We start from the raw sequence: 18,134 nt of genomic DNA on the forward strand, positions 1-18,134 counted from the left end.
GTTTAGCAGACATTGAAAGCGGTATCATGTTAAGACAAAAGGAGGTTTACAGGAATTGAGTAAAAAAGGAATCTCACTGGTGTTATGTTTTCTGATGTTGTTCAGCAATCTTCCGGCTGCTTTTGCGGCCAAAAACGAAACCGCTTCCGTAGCTCATTGGGCCGAGGGAACGCTGGCCTCATGGGTAGAAAAAGGGTTGATCCACGGATACCCAGACGGCACCTTGCGACCGGATGAAGCTTTAACTCGGGCAGAGGCTGCGTCGCTCGTTAACAAGCTGTTTGGCATTACGGTGCCTTCGGCCGGGAGCTTCAGTGATGTGAAAGAGAACGCCTGGTATGCAAATACGGTATCTGCAGCCAAAGCGGCAGGTTATATCTCAGGCTATCCGGACGGAAGCTTCAAGCCGGAGCAGAAGGTGAACCGGGAGCAATTTGCCCGGATGCTAGCTGGGGTATTTCAGCTTCCACACAGCGGCGAGTCTGCACTGGCCGGATTTGGGGATGGCGCAGCAGTCAGCGCTTACGCACGTGAAGCCATGGATGGACTATTGGCTGGCGGTTATGTAAGCGGATACGGTGATCATACGCTGCGGCCCCAGAGTGTAATTACCCGTGCAGAGGCAGTGACACTGCTGGACCGCTTGGCGGGTCAGATCGTGAACAAACAGGATACGAAGGTATCTGGAATCAAGAGCACCGGAAATGTTGTAGTAAATGTGCCGGGCGTGACTCTGACCGGAGCCGATATTGCCGGGGATCTGTATGTGGCCCCTGGTGTAGGGGAAGGCGATCTGATCCTGGATCATTCCACCGTAAAGGGCAGTGTGCATATTAATGGTGGTGGACAGTTCAGTGTCTATTTGAAGAATTCTAAGCTAGGGAAAGTATTCATTGAGAAAAAGAGTCCTGTACGCGTTGTCATCTCTGATGGCAGCCGGGTAGGAGACATAGACATTCTTACGCCTGGAAATCTACTTGAAGTCGGGCAAGATGCTGTCATTGAGTCACTAAACATTACTTCTTCTGCGGCTAACACCGAGATAGACGCACAAGGTACGATCCTGGAGATCAGTAACGCGGCTCCAGCTGTTACCCTCAATAATACAGCGTTACCCATTGAGAGCGGAGTAAAAGTAGATCAAGGTGTGTTAGGCGAGGCAGCCCAGAGCAGCAGCGCTCCTTCGCAGCCTCCGGTCATTCGCGGCAATGTCGTACCGAGTACGGCACCGACAAGCCAGTCGACTTCGGGGCCGGTAAGTCAGCCGACCACGGCCCCGACGAGTCAACCGACCGCAACGCCAAGCAGTCAGCCGACGGCAGCTCCAACGAGTGAGCCGACGGCAGCGCCAACAAGTCAGCCGACGGCAGCACCAACAAATCAGCCGACGACAGCGCCAACAAGTGAGCCGACGGCAGCGCCAACAAGTCAGCCGACGGCAGCACCAACAAATCAGCCGACGACAGCGCCAACAAGTCAGCCGACGGCAGCACCAACAAATCAGCCGACGGCAGCACCAACAAATCAGCCGACGACAGCGCCAACAAGTCAGCCGACGGCAGCACCAACAAGTCAGCCGACGGCAGCACCAACAAGTCAGCCGACGACGGCGCCGACAAGTCAACCGACGGCAGCGCCATCGAGTCAACCGACGACAGCGCCAACAAGTGAGCCGACGCCGACACCAGCGCCAACAAGTCAGCCGACGACGGCGCCGACAAGTCAACCGACGGCAGCGCCATCGAGTCAACCGACGACAGCGCCATCGAGTCAGCCGACGCCGACATCAGCGCCAACAAGTCAGCCGACAACGGCACCACCTGTACTGGCACCGGATACGACGTTTAATTTTGTTAGCCAGACCATTGAACTGAACTTTGTAGATTCAGCCGCATGGCGCAGTGCGATCAGCGGAATAACTGTCAATGGCGTGTCCCTCGATGCCGGACGCTACAAAGTAGCTGCAGGTAGCATCGCATTCAAGGGCGATACCTTTAGTATTGGTGAGAACCAAATTATTGTGTCAGCTGCCGGATACAGAGACAGCAGCGTTGTGCAGGAAGTGTTGAAGAATCCATCTGAGAAGACGGATTGGACGCTGGCCTGGAGTGATGAATTTGACAGCAAGGGCACCAATCTGGATACCAATGGAGTGAATTTGGATAAATGGGCATACCAGACTGGTACAGGTTCTCAATACGGGTTAACGGATTGGGGCAATAACGAGCAGCAATATTACCGTAAAGAGAACGTCAAAGTAGCAGATGGCAAACTGGTGATTCAAGCTCGGAAGGAAAACTTCGAAGGCAAGCCGTATACTTCAGCTAGACTGTATACCGAGCCTACCTTTAATAAGACTTATGGTAAATTTGAAGCGAGAATCAAGCTTCCCAAAGGCCAGGGACTATGGCCGGCATTCTGGATGGTACCGACCGAGAGCAAATATGGCACGTGGGCTTCCTCCGGTGAGCTCGACATCATGGAAGTGAGAGGACGTCTACCAGGTGAGGTTGACGGTACAATTCACTTTGGTGAGGGTTGGCCGAACAACCGGGCCACAGGAACAGCCTATCATTTTCCAGAAGGAACCGACATTTCGGATTTCCACACGTATTCCGTGGAATGGGAGCCGGGTGAGATCCGCTGGTATGTAGACGGAGAGGTCTACCAGATTCTCAACAATTGGGACAGTTGGGGCAAGAATATGCCAGCCAAGTACGCCTTCCCAGCCCCGTTTGATCAGGATTTCTATATGATTATGAATCTGGCGGTAGGCGGAACGTATGATGGTAATCGGGAGCCGGATGCTTCTCAGCTTCCTGCGGAAATGGTAGTCGATTATGTTCGTGCGTACGATATGACCGGAAGACCGTATAAGACTCCTGTTGAACCGAGCATTTCCTTGGAAGCGCTGCCGGAAGGTACGAAGCCTGCCATCAATGGTAGCTACGTGTATGACCCCGGCTATGAGCAAGGGTTTACGAATGTGCCGGATTCTTCGGTAGAGCTGGATACCCGGTATTGGAATTTCGTTCATATGGATACCTTTGCCGGTGACGGTGTCATAAGCGCCGATACTGTAAATGGCAGCAAGTTTGGCAAAATCGAGATTTCTAAGCCTGGTAATGCCGTGCATGCAGTTCAGCTCATTCAGAATGTCACGCTGGGCAAAGGCAGATGGTATAAGCTGAGTTTTGATGCCAAAGCTGCTTCCAGCCGTACTTTGAGCGCCAAGCTTAGCGGTGGGGCAGACAGAGGCTGGAGTAGTTACTCCAGAGTATTAGAGGCTCAATTAGGCACAGATGTACAGTCTTATGAGATGACTTTCCAGATGGATAAGGATTCAGATCCGTTGGCACGTCTGGAATTGAATATGGGTCTCAGCCCGTCCACAGTCTGGATCGGTAACGTGAAGCTGGTGGAGACAGAAGCACCTGAAGCCTATCCTGATCAGGCCAAAGAGCCGCTGGCCGATGGCAATCATGTGTACAACGGTTCCTTTGATCTGGGACGTATGGATCGTATGACTTACTGGCACTTTAATGCTGACAAGAACGTAGCTACGGCATCAGTAGATACTGTGGCCCGTGAGTTGGCTGTAGCCATTAAGGGCGGAGGCGTTCAACCGGAAGCGGTAACGCTAAGCCAGTCGGGTATGAATCTCATTGCAGATAACAAATACCAGATCACATTTAAAGGAAGAGCGGATGTGCCGCGTGAGATCAAGGTGGCTGTTCGCAGTAAGGATGGATTGAGAAATTATTTGGAAGCCGGGACGGTCTCTCTGACGGAAACGATGGCAGAGAAGACAGTAACCTTCGACATGCCGGACATCACTGATCTTGAAGGACAGCTGATTTTCTTGCTCGGCGGCAATAGCGGTACGATTGTGCTGGATGATATCTCTATGCTTCGCCTGACCAATAACAACATGGGCGAGCTGCCTTTGGAAGAACAGTTCCCGCTTAAGAACGGCGATTTCTCCAATGGTACAGTAAGCTGGAGCGAGCATGTGCAAGGACGTTATGACGGTTGGGATAAGGTCACGAAGTTCTCCGTGGAAGGTGGAGAATTGAAATTCCATATCGCAGGCCAAGGCAATAACCCTTGGGATGTCATGCTGATGCAGAATGATTTCCCGCTGCGTAAAGGCAACACCTATACGGTCTCGGTAGATGCAAGATCGACTAAGAGCCGGGATGTTGAAATCGTAGTTGACGCGTCCAATGAACGTTATATTAGCCAGAAGGTGCGGTTGACTCCGGAAAAGCAGACCTTTACTTATGAGCTTCCGGTTACCACGGATCTGATAGCTTCTTTCAAAATGCTGTTAGGGAAGGTAGAGGGTCTGGCTGCGTCTGGCGAGCATGATGTCTTCGTTGACAATGTTCGGGTGGAGCTTAAGGGAGCACGGGCCAAGGCCTTCCTGCTGAACAACGGCGAATTCACCGATGGATTGAACGGATGGGATACCCACTGGCAGGGCAAGTATGAACCTGGCACTTCCGTAGCCGACTTTGACGGCAGCGGGCATGCAGCCACAATCACCGTTGACAAGACGGGGGCCAATCCATGGGACATTATGCTGATGCAGGGTGACAAACCTCTGGAGAAAGGCAAAACCTATGTGTTGTCCTTCTTCGCGAGATCGACGCTGCCGCGGAGTATTGAAGCAGTAGTCGAGAGTGCAGACAATGTCCGTTTCCTCAATGAGAAGGTGGCACTGGATGCATCCACTCAGCATTATAGCCTGGAGTTCACAATGAAGGGCAACAGTATAGGAGCCCTCAAGTTCCTTCTTGGAAAGGTTAACGGAGAAGAACTTGCAGCGCATAAAGTTTATTTGGATACGGTTCGCCTTGAGGTGAAAGGGGCGAAGGCTGCAACGGGAGAGAAAGCGCAAGAAGGTAATGATATTTCCTTGCCTAAAGGACCTGTGCTGTCCCCGGATGCATCAGCCAATCAACCAGGAGTGCCAATTCAGCTTACTTTTGCTGATCTCGCTGCCTGGAGAACGGCTGTCACCGAGGTATTGGTGAACAATGTCCGTCTGCCGGATTCCGCATACACGTTGGCAGCAGGAGTGCTGACACTGAATGCGACTGTTTTCGAGCATACAGGAGAATATACAGTGACAGTCAAGGCAGCAGGCTTTGAGCCTGTGTCCGTGACTCAGAGTATTGTGGGAGAAAGCGAGTGGACCCTGGTCTGGAATGATGAATTCTCCGGCACCGGTACGCAGCTGGACACTAACGGCGTGGATTTGAGCAAATGGGCTTATCAGAACGGAACTGGCCAAGAGTTCGGTCTCGACGGCTGGGGTAACAATGAGAAGCAGTATTATCAAAAGGACAACATTAAGGTGAAGGATGGTCATTTGATCATCGAGGCGAAGGAGCAGAATGTTGGCGGTAAGCCTTATACCTCGGGCCGGTTGTGGACCAATCCTACCTTTGCGAAGGCTTATGGAAAATTCGAGGCCCGGATCAAACTTCCGGAAGGCCAGGGACTGTGGCCGGCCTTCTGGATGATGCCAAAGGATCAGGCGTACGGCACTTGGGCGTCTTCCGGCGAGATCGATATTATGGAAGCGCGCGGCCGGGTTCCGAATGTCGTGGACGGCACAATTCACTATGGAAAGAGCAGTCCCAACAACAAGGCTAGCGGGGGACATTATACTTTCCCGGCGGGGGAATCCTTCACGGATTTCCACACCTATGCGGTTGAATGGGAGCCGGGAGAAATCCGCTGGTATGTAGATGGTGTTCTTTTCTTCAAGGAAAGTAACTGGTACAGCTGGAGCTCAGGACAACCGGAGAAAAATGCTTATCCGGCACCGTTCGACGAGCCGTTTTACATGATTCTCAATTTGGCTGTTGGCGGCAACTATGATGGTGGTGTGGAACCGCCTTCCTCAAAGCTGCCTGCACAAATGCTAGTGGACTATGTTCGTGTCTATGAGCTGACAGGTCGGGATTACAAGACTCCAGTGGAGCCTGAACTGATCAAGGAGCCTATTCCGGACAATGCCAAGAAAGCAATTGATGGAAACTATGTATACGATACTGCCTACACGAAGGGGTTCAATGCGATTACCCCTGACGGTACTCTTGATCCTTTATATTGGAACGCAGTAACTGGAACAGGAGGGGCGGCAACAGCGAGTGTCGAGTCTATCAATGGGACACCTTATGCCAAGATGAACATCACCGCCGGAGGCAATAACGATTACTCGGTGCAGATGATCCAGAAGGTCTCTCTGGTCTCCGGCCACTATTACAAAGTGAGCTTTGATGCGAAGGCGGGCGCAGCCCGGAACCTGAACGTCAAGCTGTCCGGCGGAGCTGACAGAGCATGGGCGGCATACTCTGATGTGTTCTCTGCGGCACTGAAGGAACAGCCGGAGAATTACAGCTTTATTTTCCAAATGACGGAGAATACTGATCTTGGGGCGCGACTGGAATTCAATATGGGCCAAAGCACGCTTCCAGTATGGATTGGCAACGTCAAGGTGGAAGAGACAGAAATGCTGGTTGACCTGAATGCGCCCAAGACGCCGCTGGATAACGGTGATCATGTATACAATGGCGGATTTGAGCTTGGAAAGATGGACCGGATGATTTTCTGGGATTTTGCAGCGAAGAATGGCGCGTCCGCTCAGGCGTCGGTAGACCCTGTAGCCAAAGAACTGGAAGTCTCGATAAGCAGTCCGGGTTCGAAGCCAGACGATATCCAGCTTACACAGAAGGGGATCAATCTGTTGCAGCGGGATAGCTATAAGCTGACATTCGATGCCAAAGCAGTAGCGGACAGAAGCTTGAAGACTTCATTGCTTAGTAAGGACGGCGGTAAGGTCTATGCGGAGCAAAGCTATGATCTGACACCGGATATCAAGACCTATACGCTTGAATTCACGATGCCTGCTGGAACAACAGATATAGAAGCGATGCTGGCTTTCGGCCTTGGCGGGGAGCTGGAAAATGTCACACTCGACAATGTCCGCCTCATCCGTACGACCAATAATAATGTGGACTACTCGGGCGTGAAGCTGTTCCCGCTGGTTAACGGTGACTTCGCGCTAGGTCTGGAAGGCTGGGAACCATTCGTTCAAGGCGGTGCAGCGACGTTCTCTGGTGAAGGTGGAAAGGCCAAGATCACAGTATCCAATCCCGGAGGCGAAGCCTGGAATGTGATGTTGAACCAATCCGGCTTGCCGCTGTCGAAGGGCCTCGAATATGTGCTGTCCTTTGACGCCAGTTCCTCGGTTGCCCGAAATATCGAAGCGTCGCTGGAGAATGGAAGCTACACCCGGCGCTTTGAGACCGGACTGATTGATCTGACTCCGGAAACGAAGCATTTTGCATATACCTTCAGAGCTGGATCAGATGATCTGGTTGCGTTGAAGTTCATTCTGGGCAAGACCACGTCCAGCCCATCTGCTATTCACGATATTGTGATTAGTAACGTTGTGTTCGAGATCAAGGACGCGCCAGTCAAACGTCCACCGACACTGGTACCGAGCCGGACGGGCAATGTTGTGGGCGCACCGGTGGTAATTGCTTATACGGGAGCGGAAGCCTGGAGCCAGGCTATCCAAGCTGTGAAGATTGGAGAGAGAGTCGTTCCGGCAAGTAAGTATACGGCCTCTGGCGATCGTTTGACGCTGGCAGCGGAGCTTTTTGAGACAGACGGCAATTACACGATTACGGTAGAAGCGGATGGCTACGCTCCAGCTACTGTTAAACAGGCCTTATTCAGCGGTGATGGCAACCTCGTCTACAATGGTTCCATGTCTAATGGGAAAGAACATTGGGATGTCTGGAAGGGTGCTGCCGATTGGTCTGACTGGAACGTTGTAGACGGAGTCTCCAAGATTGATATCCATTATGACGGCGGCAACGACAACGAATGGAAAGTTCCTTTTAGCTGGTCAACCCAGCTGATACAGGAAGGCATCAAGCTGGAAGGCGGAAAGGCATATGAACTTAGCTTCAAAGCGTGGTCTACGCTAGATCGTCCAATCGTTGTTGAACTGAACGGCTATGCAGGTAACAATAAGCTCACTTACAAGATCAACGGAGATCGTGAAGCCGTGTATAAGGCTGCGATTAATCCGGGTAGCGCAACGACGCTGAAGCTGATTTATCTGCTTGGTAATGTGGATGGCACGACAAACGGTAAGGAGCATAGTATTTTTATCGACGATGTGGCGATCAGGGAAGTGAAGGCTTCGCCGGTAATCGCGGAAAATACAACAGATAACAAGGTTGGCACTCCGATTACACTCCGTTTTGCGGACAACGCGGTATGGCGGGAGGCCATCCGGCAGGTGAAGATCAATAATGTTGTTGTTGCCAAGGATCAGTACACTGTTAGTGCGGGGGCAATAGTGCTAAATGCTGGACTGTTCCCTAGCGCGGGCAGCTATACAATTTCAGTCTCGGCTACAAGCTATGCTGATGCCACTGTGATACAGAAAATCAAGACCAACGCGGAGAATTTGGCACTCCATAAACAAGCCACAGCCTCCAGTGCGAAGCAGCCGGCAGGTAACGCTTTTGACGGCAATGCTCAGTCCCGCTGGGAGTCCGATGCTACGGACCCGCAATGGATCGCCGTTGATCTTGGTGCTGTCTCCAAACTGGAGAGTATTGTACTGAGCTGGGAAGGCGCATTCGGCAAGGCTTACCGGATTCAAACTTCTACGGTGGCGGTTCCCGGTGAAGGGGACTGGAAAGATGTATACACCAAGGAGAACGGTATCGGAGGTCAGGAAGAAATCACATTGAACGGTGTGGAAGCGCGTCATGTCAGACTGTTTGGAACTACACGCGGGACACCGTACGGATATTCTTTATGGGAATTTGAGGTGTATGGCACCCGAGAGGGAGGCGGAGAACCTGAAGGACCGGAAGGCCCCGGTCAGCCGGAAGTGAAGACGGCTCCGGTTCTGACGGCGAATGCCTCTGACAATATTGTCGGTCAGCACATTACGGTGAGTTTTGCAGATAATGTTGCTTGGCGGGGAGCCATATCATCGGTGAAAATAGACGGAGTCGCTTTGACACAAGGGTATACGGTTGCAGCAGGTACTCTTTCATTTGAGCCTACTGTATTTACCCAAGCCAAGGATTATACGATCACAGTATCAGCGGCGGGTTATACAGATGCAAGTGTCGTTCAGACGCTCAAGGCACAACCTTCAACTGCCGTGAACGTAGCGCTTCACAAAACGGCGAGTTCATCTGCAGCACTTACTCCTGCAGCTTTAGCTTTTGACGGTAACACGGGTACGCGCTGGGAATCGGAACATTCTGACGATCACTGGATCGCCGTGGACCTGGAGGCAATCTATCTCCTGAGCGGGATTGAACTGAACTGGGAAGGAGCATACGCCAAAGGTTACCGTATTGAAGTCTCCACTGCGGCACAGCCAGGGGATGGAGACTGGCAAACCGTATATTCTACAGACAATGGACCTGGCGGTGTGGAGAAACTTCCACTTCAAGACGTTCAGGCTCGGCATGTACGCTTGGTAGGTACGAAGCGTGCTCTGCCTTACGGATATTCATTATGGGAATTTGCAGTGTATGGTGTTCCACAACACTAAGTATCTTTACAGAAGAAGGCCAATCAGCGATTTTGCTGGTTGGCCTTTTTTAAGGCCGCTGAGAGATCCGATGCTCAGGATTTAATAAACTGTATGGACCTTTTCAAGAATCGTCGAGTGTAGTAGAAAGACAAAATCAGCAGGAAAGCGAGTAGCAGGCCGACTGGAAAGCCAAGAATTCCAGGCAAGGCATACCCGGGGTAGATGTTCATCGCGATACCGTTCCAGCCAAAAAGCCCCAGCAGGGCAGCGACCATGGCGATTGCTGCACATAGTAGGCTCCCCACCGTCCAAACACTGAGAATGGGAACACAGAAGAGGACCAAGAAACTTTTGATCGTAAGTTTTAACAGGCTAGCTTTGGAATAGGTACTGCTGCTCATCACGTCGCCTCCCTGTCAGGTAGGAATACTACCTTTTTAACTTCTGATTTAGAATCTACCGTCAGCCTCTTGCTGTAATGAAGTTCCTGAATAACGCAGCCCGGCCCAATAGAGACGTCCTCGCCAAAGACCAGATCAGCCGTGGTTCGCTCCAACCTGATCGTGGTTCCTGTAATGGTGCCGCAGTTCATTTTACGCAATGGTCCCATCAGGAAGCTGAATGGGGTGGATGATAGAAGGATCGATATTTCTCCGTCTGCGCTCATCGTATCAATTGAACATGTATTCCCCAGACGGATTTCTATGGAATATCTGGCTGTTAACGACTTCATCCGCACTGCACCTTCGGCATAAAGAGATCCCGTTGTCGTCTCCTGTGTTACGGACAAATAACCGGATGAACTAATCTCCTCAGATTGAAGACTGCGCACCCGTAAACTTCCAAGGTTCTTGACTTGATGTGCAACGCAGGCATTCGCAACGGAGCATTCGCCAGAGACCTTCAACCTTGCTGTTGTAATGCTCCCTCGGGCAGTCAGGGCTCCCAGCACTTCCACCGAGGCAGCCACAATATCGTCTCTTTGCAGGAGTGATCCCTTCACCTTTAGTGGGGGCTGACTAAATGCAGGTTCAGACGGTATGTCATCGTGCATCTTATGCTTCACCACCTATGCGATAATTTATTTTAATTATTAAAATATATAACAATTATAATATATATTCAATATAATGTTATTTTGATCATAGGCATGCCAAAAAAAGCACTGCCGCGTGCCTTAAATCCACACAGTGCAGTGCTTTTGCTGTACCTAATATCTTGACATCTTCTATGATCATTCTCTAAAAAAGAAAACCTCCGGGCTGCTTATCCCGAGCAGAATAGCAACCGGAGGAATCTGAGCAAGGTTAGAGAACTAATCTACAATGCCTTTCATCAGCTCATGGACCTTCTGCAGCGTTAAGGCGATTCGATCTAGTTCTTCCTTATCGAACCTGTCAAAAAGTTGCCGGACTCGCTGCTCTCCCTGAGTCGTAATCACAATATGGACCACTCTGCGGTCTTCCTTGGTACGAACTCTTTCAATCAGGCCATCATCTTCTAGCTTATTGCACATGAAGGAAGCCGCTCCGGGTGTGATAATGAAGCGTTCTGCTATATCCGTAATATTCAGGCTCCCGGTCAGTTGAAGCTGAAATAGCAGCATGATTTGATTTTGTGTCAGCGATTCTGGTGAGGTTATTTTTTCAATAAAAGCCTGGGAACTCCGCTGCACGCTAGCCATGGTATCCATAACAGCATGGATGGCTTGGTCCTTGTTTGTTTTAGCACTCATAAGCCCACTCCAATTCGGCCATATTCTTATAGTTACTAAAATATATAGAAGCTATAACTTTGTTGTCAAGCCATTGTAAATCTAAACTTCCGTAGGATACTGCTTGCAGATTTCTATGAACTGCTGAACAATCGCCGGTTGTTGCTCATTACTGCGGGTACAGATCGCGAGATTGTTAGTGAGATGAATGTCTTCCACCCATACCCTGGCCAGTAGCCCGCGCTCGACGTACTCACGAACGACCAATGAGGAGACAAAGTTCGCCCCGTAACCCGCCATCACCGATCGGATCGCCTCGTTGAGACCGTTGAATTGCAGCGCCACCTGCGGTGGCTTCAGATCATAGGTCCTGCACAGGGAAAATAACCGCTCCCGCGTTGAACTTCCTTCTTCACGCATGATAAACGGTTCCTTCATCATCTCAGCCAGGGTCACCGAACGATTGGCAAAGGGATGGGAAGGAGACACGACAAACCATAGCTCATCTTCAAAAAGCTCCACCCAGTCCATATTCTCCGGCCTGCCCTCCAAGCCGCCCCCATAAATGGCTACATCTGCCTCGTGCCGGTTCAACTGTTCAAAAGCTTGCCGCGAGTTCGTGGTTGTGATGACGACCTCAATCTGGTTATAACGGGCTTTGAAGCGGGCGGCCCAGCCGGGAATCAGGAAGTTTGCCGGAAGATACGTAGCCGCAATACGGATTTTGCCGATTCGCCCCTGCCTGTAATCCTCAATAAATTTATCAATCTGTTCCTCATACGTAAAAAAATTCCCGGCCTGCTTCGCCAGCTCCATGCCAAAGGGAGTCAAGGATACGCCTCGCCCGCTCGGCGTGAACAGGGGAAGTCCGAGATCCTTCTCGAACTTCTTGATCTGGCTTGTAACCGCAGGTTGGCTGATTCTGAGTTTGGCCGCTGCCTTTGTCACACTGCCAGTCTCTGCGACATAGTAGAACAGCCTGAGCGCATGTATATTCATCCTGTCTGCCACTCCTTATATAACTAGAAATTATGAATGGGTTAAAAACATATATTAGAATTATGATTTCATTCATCATAAACTGTAATCAGAAACAAGACAAATACGTGATTCAATAATTATGAGGAGGAATAAAACAATGGGAAGAACACAGAGATGGAGCGAAGTGGATGAGTATTTCAACAGCAAGCTGCTGGCTGCAGATCACGTGCTTGATGCCGTGCTGTCTGCCAACTCAGGAGCCGGTCTACCGGCCATTGATGTGGCGCCGAATCAGGGGAAACTGCTGCATCTACTGGCCCGCATGAAGGGGGCTAAACGCATTTTGGAGATCGGAACGTTGGGCGGTTACAGCACCATCTGGCTGGCTCGGGCGTTACCTGCTGAGGGAAAGCTGGTGTCACTGGAGTTTGAACATCTGCATGTGCAAGTCGCTGAGGATAACCTGCGGGCGGCAGGATTGGCTGACAAGGTACAGGTTATCGAAGGACCTGCACTGGAATCCTTGGCTGCATTGGAGGCTCAAGGCGTAGAGCCATTTGATTTTATTTTCATAGATGCTGACAAGCCAAACAATCCCCATTACTTGCAGTGGGCGTTGCAGTTGGCAAGCCCGGGCGCGGTTATCATTGCCGATAATGTGGTTCGTGAGGGTGAAGTTGTGAACGGAGACAGCGTGGATGATCGTGTGCAAGGGATTCGCCAATTCGTAGATTTATTGTCCGCCGAACCACGAATCGATGCGACTGCACTACAGACCGTAGGCAGCAAGGGATATGATGGATTTATCCTCGGTGTGGTAAAGAGCTAAACGAAGTCGCTTAAACTCACAAGCAACAAGTAACAAGCAATAAGCAACAAGCAATAAGCAACAAGCAACAAGCAACGAGCAACGAGCAACGAGCAACGAGCAATAAGCAACACGCAATAAGCAACAAGCAACAAGCAACAAGCAACAAGTAACAAGTAACGAGCAACAAGCAACGAGCAACGAGCAACGAGCAACGAGCAACGAGCAACGAGCAACGAGCAACGAGCAACAAACTAACAAACTAACAAACTAACCAACGGGCTAACAAACAAGCTTTATAGAACGCATTAAATAACAAACGTAGCCAAGAAAAAAGAAAGCTTGTTTATATAAGAAGTCTCGAAGTGTAATTAAGGGCATTTTTGCACCTTAAATTCTCTGCAGCTAAGGATTAATGGAGATTAAGTGCAATATTGTACCTTAAATCTTCCAGAATACCCGTTTAAGCGAGATTTTTCGAAAAATAAGGTGCAGAATTGCACTTATTTGTATCATTTAACGATATTTAAGAAAAATAAGGTGCAAAATTGCACTTAGTTGAGGAGGTGGCCGCTCTTTTTCACTGTTAAGACAACTGGTGAAGGGGGATATACCGCCATAGGTTGGAATCTGTTGACAGTCTATGTTCCGTTGCTAGCTTTTTTCGTTGAAATCATCAAAGATTGCCGCCAAACATCAAAGATTGCCGCCAAACATCAAAGATTGCCGTCCAAAGAAATCCACATGGAAGTAAAGAAGGCTTCCAACTTATATTTCCTATAGAAAGTTTTCAGGCGAGCGCTTTGCGCCTACAGTTCCAAACTTCCCGTTCGCTCATCCTAGCTTTTTGTTAATTTCTTTTGTTCGGCATATATAACTGGCATATATAACTTGCTTATGTGACTGGCATATATAACTAAAAAACAGCAGCTCATCCCGCTACTTGCACTCCGGGGAAAGCTGCTGTTTTTTGTTTTATTTAATCAGCCCAGAATCTTTAAGGAACTGCTTGGCTACATCTTTGTATTCCTGCTTATTAATATCTACTTCGCCATTCAATTTCTGCATGGTTTTATCATCCAGCTTCGCGGATATTGCATCCAGCAACGTGCTAATTTCTTTATCCTGATCTAAAGTTTCTTGACGGATAACCGGGGCAACATTATATGGAGGCCATAAATGTTTATCATCCTTTAGAACCACCAAATCCGGGTTAAGCAGTTCGCCGTCTGTTCCAAAGGCCATAGTAGCTTGAGCTTCATCATTCAATACTACACGATATTTGACACCATAATCGAAAAGCTTAAGGCTCTTGAATTTGAAATCACCATATACACGATTCATTCCAAGCAATCCATCCTCACGTTCCTCGAACTCAGGTACACCGGCGAAGTTAATCTCGCCTGCTTTGGCTTGCAGTTCTGAGAGAGTTGTGATTCCGTATTTCTCGGAGGCGGAGCGAGATATGGCTATTGCCTGAGTGTTATTGGCTTGGGATGGCGCTAACCAGACCAGGTTAAATTCCTTCTTATAATAGTCTGAGACAAGATCGAACACCTGCTTAGGATCTGTGAGCGGCTTTTCATTCAAGATGTTCTGCAGGGCTGTGCCTGTGTACTCTGGATATACATCGATATCGCCTTTTTTGAGTGCTTCATGCGCGATCAACGTCCCGCCAAGGTTAAGCTTGCGATCCACTTTGATGCCGGCATTCTCAAGTACTAATGCATACATTTCGCCCAGTATGAGCGATTCGGTAAAGTTCTTGGAACCCACCACAACCTTCTTCTTGGAGGACCCGTCCCCGCAACCGGCAACAATACTCGTTAAAGCAATGATTAGTGTGAGCAGCAACAAACTTGATTTCTTTTTCATCTCAATTCCCCCTGCAATCATTATTAGGCTTTATTGATTATTATCATTTAGTAATAATGTATTATTACTCTATAGGGCCAATAATAACACTACTTACAAATCAAGTCAATCACATTCGTTTACTTGGGATTGGATTTTTTATCGTGAATTTTAAGCTGCATAACACTGCTGATTAATCCCTATAAGAATACTGAATATTTATTGACAATCAAAACGATGCCACTTACTATCTATTTAATAAATTGTTATCATTTTGTAATAATGAACTTCAACAAATACTTTGTGAGGAGTATGAACATGAGTGCCTCATTACAATTAAACGGATCAAACTTGAAGATGGAGGATATAGCTGCAGTATTGGCGGGGAAGATTTTCGAAGTGAACATAGTTAAACAAGACCGTCAAACCTCAGAGCGCTCATTCCTGCAGTCAGATATCCCAACAGAGTCGTATAGAGAACAGGAAGAGAGTTTCTTAGATTCATTAAGGGACTGGGTACAATCCGACGGCGAGTTATTGCCAAAAGAAGTAGGTCTCTTGAGTTTATATCTTCTATTGAATCATTCAGTTAAGCATAGTGATGTGCTAAGTGATGGATTGCTGGAAAGAGTTCTGTTTTTCGTGAATCAGCGGATTGAGCCTTGCTTACATAAAGAAAACAGAACTGAATTCTCTGTGATGAGTGAGCTGATCCTGATCCTTAATGGGGAAGAGGAATTGGTCTGTTATCATCAGGGACAATTCAAAGCGGTGGGGTCACTATTCCGGGAGATGAAGCTGTCCAAGCTTCAATTAACGCAGGAAGAGATAGAGTTGATTAGCAACCTGTGCTGTGTGTCTACAGCGATGTCTATTTACGCCGTAGCTGAGGCCTCCAGGTTGACGAAAACGGCAGATATTAATGTTGCCATGCACCTTGAAGCCATACGCGGGGAGACTGGAGCCTTTGATCGGCGCTTGCATGAACTTGGCAGACCGTATATTAGCCAGATCGAAGTCGCAGAGAACGTACGAAGAATTATTGCAGATAGTGAATTTACCACTGAACGAGGCCGTGAAGCATATGGTGGGGACAATGGCCCACGCTGTCAAGATGCCATCAGTATCCGGGCTGTGCCGCAAACGCATGGGGGAGTCAGAGATACGGTTAAGTGGCTGAAGGGGCAGCTTGACAAGGATATCAATGATATCGCGGAGCAGTCGAATCCATTGTTAGGGTACTTGCTGGATCTGATCATCGTCGGCTTAATAGATCTCGGCAATATTAGTGAAAGAAGAAGCTTCAGACTTTTGGACAGCAAAATGTCATATGGGCTGCCGATGAATCTTGTTGGAGAAAACCCAGGTTTCAATCATGGATTCCCGGTCATCCAGGCTGCGGCTACAGCTATATTGGCTGAAATGAAATTGCTGGCCCTGCCGAATACTGCTTTTTCAAAGATCGATCACAGCACCAAAAAATATGTATGTACGACGCTGGAATCTTCGCTGAAGATGCTCGATGCAATATCGCTGCTGAACAAGATTTTGGGGATCGAGATGTACATGTCTGCTCAAGGGATGGATCTTGCTAAGGGTAAGCTGGTGGACTTCGAGTTCGGAGTGGGATCGAAAGAAGCGCTTCATGTATTCAGAAACTTTGTGCAGACGGTAAAAGTGAACCGTTTTGCTTCTCCGGATATGGTTGCTGCGGAGAAAGTCGTCACAGATGGCATCGTGCTTCAGGCAGTAGAAGATATAGTCGGAAATTTAAAGTAAGGTGTGAGCCTATGAAGGATGCAAACTTATATATCGATGGTTATAGCTTAACTGTAGAGCATATTATTCAAGCTGTGCGTGGAGAATGGGAAAGTGTACGCCTTAAGGCAGAAGCAAAGGTAAGATGTGAGAGCAGCAGGGCGCAAGTATCTCGCTGGCTTGGATCGGATGCTCCTGTTGTTTATGGTGTGAATACGGGACTCGGCAATCTGAAGGATACGGCATTGTCGCCGGAAGAGCATCTGGATTGGAATAAAACGATCCCCTATCCACACGCTGTAGGTGTTGGGGAGTATCTGAATCCCGTCATAACTAGAGCATCTATGCTCATTCGTGCCAATGTGCTGAGCAGGGGTTACTCTGGAGTAAGACCCCAATTGATTGAGAGAATGCTGGAGATCTTTAACCATGGAATTGCTCCAGCGATTCGCGAGCTAGGCTCTACAGGCTTAAGTGATCTTGGCCCGTTAGCTCACAATGCTATGGTCGTTGGCGGATTGGAAGAAGCAGAGGTGTTCTATAAAGGCAGACACATGGCTGCTCAGGCTTGTTTTCAAGAACTGGACATGGCGGACGTGTTCCCTTTGGAATGTAAAGAAGTGCTATCGCAAATGAATGGTTCGACCATGACACAAGCGATCGCTATCTTTGCCTGTCACAATATGCAGCAATTGCTAGAGGTTGAAACAAAGATCGAAGCTATTCTGAATCACGACAGGCGTATCATTATCGATTCGAAAGAACGGGTGGATAGGGCTGTTGAGCAAGCCTTCGACATTATTCTGAACACTGTAAACTTCGAGAATAACATTACCTGTGACAATCCGCTTCTATTCGAAGTAGAGGATGGCTACGAAGCTGTAATGGGATGCAATTGCAGTAACACACAAGTAGGATATGTGATGGATCTGCTTAATTTTCTCATTGCCGATAAAGCGAACTATATTTTGGAATTCATAAACAGGCTGGACTTGGAAGAAGGCGGAAGGCTGAGTGCAACCCGCGAAGCTGCTTCAGCACGAGTCAGACTTATTCAATCCTTAAGCCTCCCTGCTAGCGCTGATTCGATCTCTACCAAGGCTAACCAGGAGGATCATGTCGAATTTAGTTTTGGGGCTGCAAGAAAGGCTCTTAAAGCATTGAATGCCTACCAATCACTCTTGTCATATCTGCTTGGTGCGGCTATCAAGACAGATGCGGTTCGTAAGGACGCTAGTAAGGTGCTGGAGGTATTCCCTGATCTGAATGTGAATAAGACGGGTTCCTCTGCCAATCTGGCTGCTGACATCAATCGTTATTTGGCTGAAAAATTCGATCTGGTTTCATTGATTTTAAAGACGGATGGAGATCGAAGCTTAGCTTCTGCCGAAAAGGCGATTTAATAAAAGTGATATCGTTCTAGATAC

The 18,134-nt window shown here is 48.8% G+C and carries 9 protein-coding genes; 4 read left to right on the plus strand and 5 right to left on the minus strand.

Translation table 11 applies throughout. The features are described 5' to 3' along the window. Positions 1-55: 55 nt before the first annotated feature. On the plus strand, positions 56-9,610 hold the full coding sequence (locus tag ACFORK_RS20205) for a hemoblobin-interacting domain-containing protein (protein ID WP_379202295.1): 9,555 nt from the start codon (positions 56-58) through the stop codon (positions 9,608-9,610). Positions 9,611-9,684: 74 nt separating this feature from the next. Here the strand turns inward: ACFORK_RS20205 and ACFORK_RS20210 are convergent, their stop codons facing one another. The 4 genes from ACFORK_RS20210 to ACFORK_RS20225 all read right to left on the minus strand — a co-directional run bounded on the left by ACFORK_RS20210 (position 9,685) and on the right by ACFORK_RS20225 (position 12,305). After that, positions 9,685-9,993, minus strand: coding sequence for a hypothetical protein (locus ACFORK_RS20210; protein ID WP_379202298.1), 309 nt, complete (start codon positions 9,991-9,993; stop codon positions 9,685-9,687). Next, positions 9,993-10,646 (minus strand): hypothetical protein, encoded by a 654-nt coding sequence (locus ACFORK_RS20215; protein WP_379202300.1) that lies wholly within the window; start codon positions 10,644-10,646, stop codon positions 9,993-9,995. The genes ACFORK_RS20210 and ACFORK_RS20215 overlap by 1 nt, the downstream gene beginning before the upstream one ends. Before the next feature lie 261 nt (positions 10,647-10,907). Beyond that, positions 10,908-11,327, minus strand: coding sequence for a MarR family winged helix-turn-helix transcriptional regulator (locus tag ACFORK_RS20220; protein WP_379202302.1), 420 nt, complete (start codon positions 11,325-11,327; stop codon positions 10,908-10,910). Between the two features lie 81 nt (positions 11,328-11,408). After that, positions 11,409-12,305: a LysR family transcriptional regulator gene (locus tag ACFORK_RS20225; RefSeq protein ID WP_379202304.1), complete on the minus strand. Its 897-nt coding sequence runs from the start codon at positions 12,303-12,305 to the stop codon at positions 11,409-11,411. Between the two features lie 139 nt (positions 12,306-12,444). On the opposite strand from ACFORK_RS20225, the gene ACFORK_RS20230 reads away from it, so the two are divergent. Beyond that, on the plus strand, positions 12,445-13,116 hold the full coding sequence (locus tag ACFORK_RS20230; RefSeq protein WP_379202306.1) for an O-methyltransferase: 672 nt from the start codon (positions 12,445-12,447) through the stop codon (positions 13,114-13,116). Positions 13,117-14,070: 954 nt separating this feature from the next. Here the strand turns inward: ACFORK_RS20230 and ACFORK_RS20235 are convergent. Further along, on the minus strand, positions 14,071-14,970 hold the full coding sequence (locus ACFORK_RS20235; protein ID WP_379202309.1) for an ABC transporter substrate-binding protein: 900 nt from the start codon (positions 14,968-14,970) through the stop codon (positions 14,071-14,073). Positions 14,971-15,267: 297 nt separating this feature from the next. Here ACFORK_RS20235 and ACFORK_RS20240 point away from each other — a divergent pair, with 297 nt between their 5' ends. After that, a complete protein-coding gene (locus ACFORK_RS20240) occupies positions 15,268-16,728 on the plus strand; it encodes an aromatic amino acid lyase (RefSeq protein ID WP_379202312.1) in 1,461 nt (486 codons plus the stop codon). Between the two features lie 11 nt (positions 16,729-16,739). Beyond that, entirely contained in the window at positions 16,740-18,110 is a 1,371-nt protein-coding gene (locus ACFORK_RS20245; protein WP_379202314.1) for an aromatic amino acid lyase, read from the plus strand. Positions 18,111-18,134: the final 24 nt, after the last annotated feature.

The sequence above is a fragment of the Paenibacillus sp. GCM10012306 genome (genome assembly GCF_042649265.1).
Lineage (GTDB): Bacteria > Bacillota > Bacilli > Paenibacillales > Paenibacillaceae > Paenibacillus_AQ.

What these genes read in the sequence shown, in the direction of transcription:
- ACFORK_RS20220 (WP_379202302.1), bottom strand. Translation starts at nt 11,327, where the DNA reads ATGAGTGCTAAAACAAACAAGGACCAAGCCATCCATGCTGTTATGGAT.
- ACFORK_RS20240 (WP_379202312.1), top strand. Translation starts at nt 15,268, where the DNA reads ATGAGTGCCTCATTACAATTAAACGGATCAAACTTGAAGATGGAGGAT.
- ACFORK_RS20225 (WP_379202304.1), bottom strand. Translation starts at nt 12,305, where the DNA reads ATGAATATACATGCGCTCAGGCTGTTCTACTATGTCGCAGAGACTGGC.
- ACFORK_RS20210 (WP_379202298.1), bottom strand. Translation starts at nt 9,993, where the DNA reads ATGAGCAGCAGTACCTATTCCAAAGCTAGCCTGTTAAAACTTACGATC.
- ACFORK_RS20245 (WP_379202314.1), top strand. Translation starts at nt 16,740, where the DNA reads ATGAAGGATGCAAACTTATATATCGATGGTTATAGCTTAACTGTAGAG.
- ACFORK_RS20230 (WP_379202306.1), top strand. Translation starts at nt 12,445, where the DNA reads ATGGGAAGAACACAGAGATGGAGCGAAGTGGATGAGTATTTCAACAGC.
- ACFORK_RS20215 (WP_379202300.1), bottom strand. Translation starts at nt 10,646, where the DNA reads ATGCACGATGACATACCGTCTGAACCTGCATTTAGTCAGCCCCCACTA.
- ACFORK_RS20235 (WP_379202309.1), bottom strand. Translation starts at nt 14,970, where the DNA reads ATGAAAAAGAAATCAAGTTTGTTGCTGCTCACACTAATCATTGCTTTA.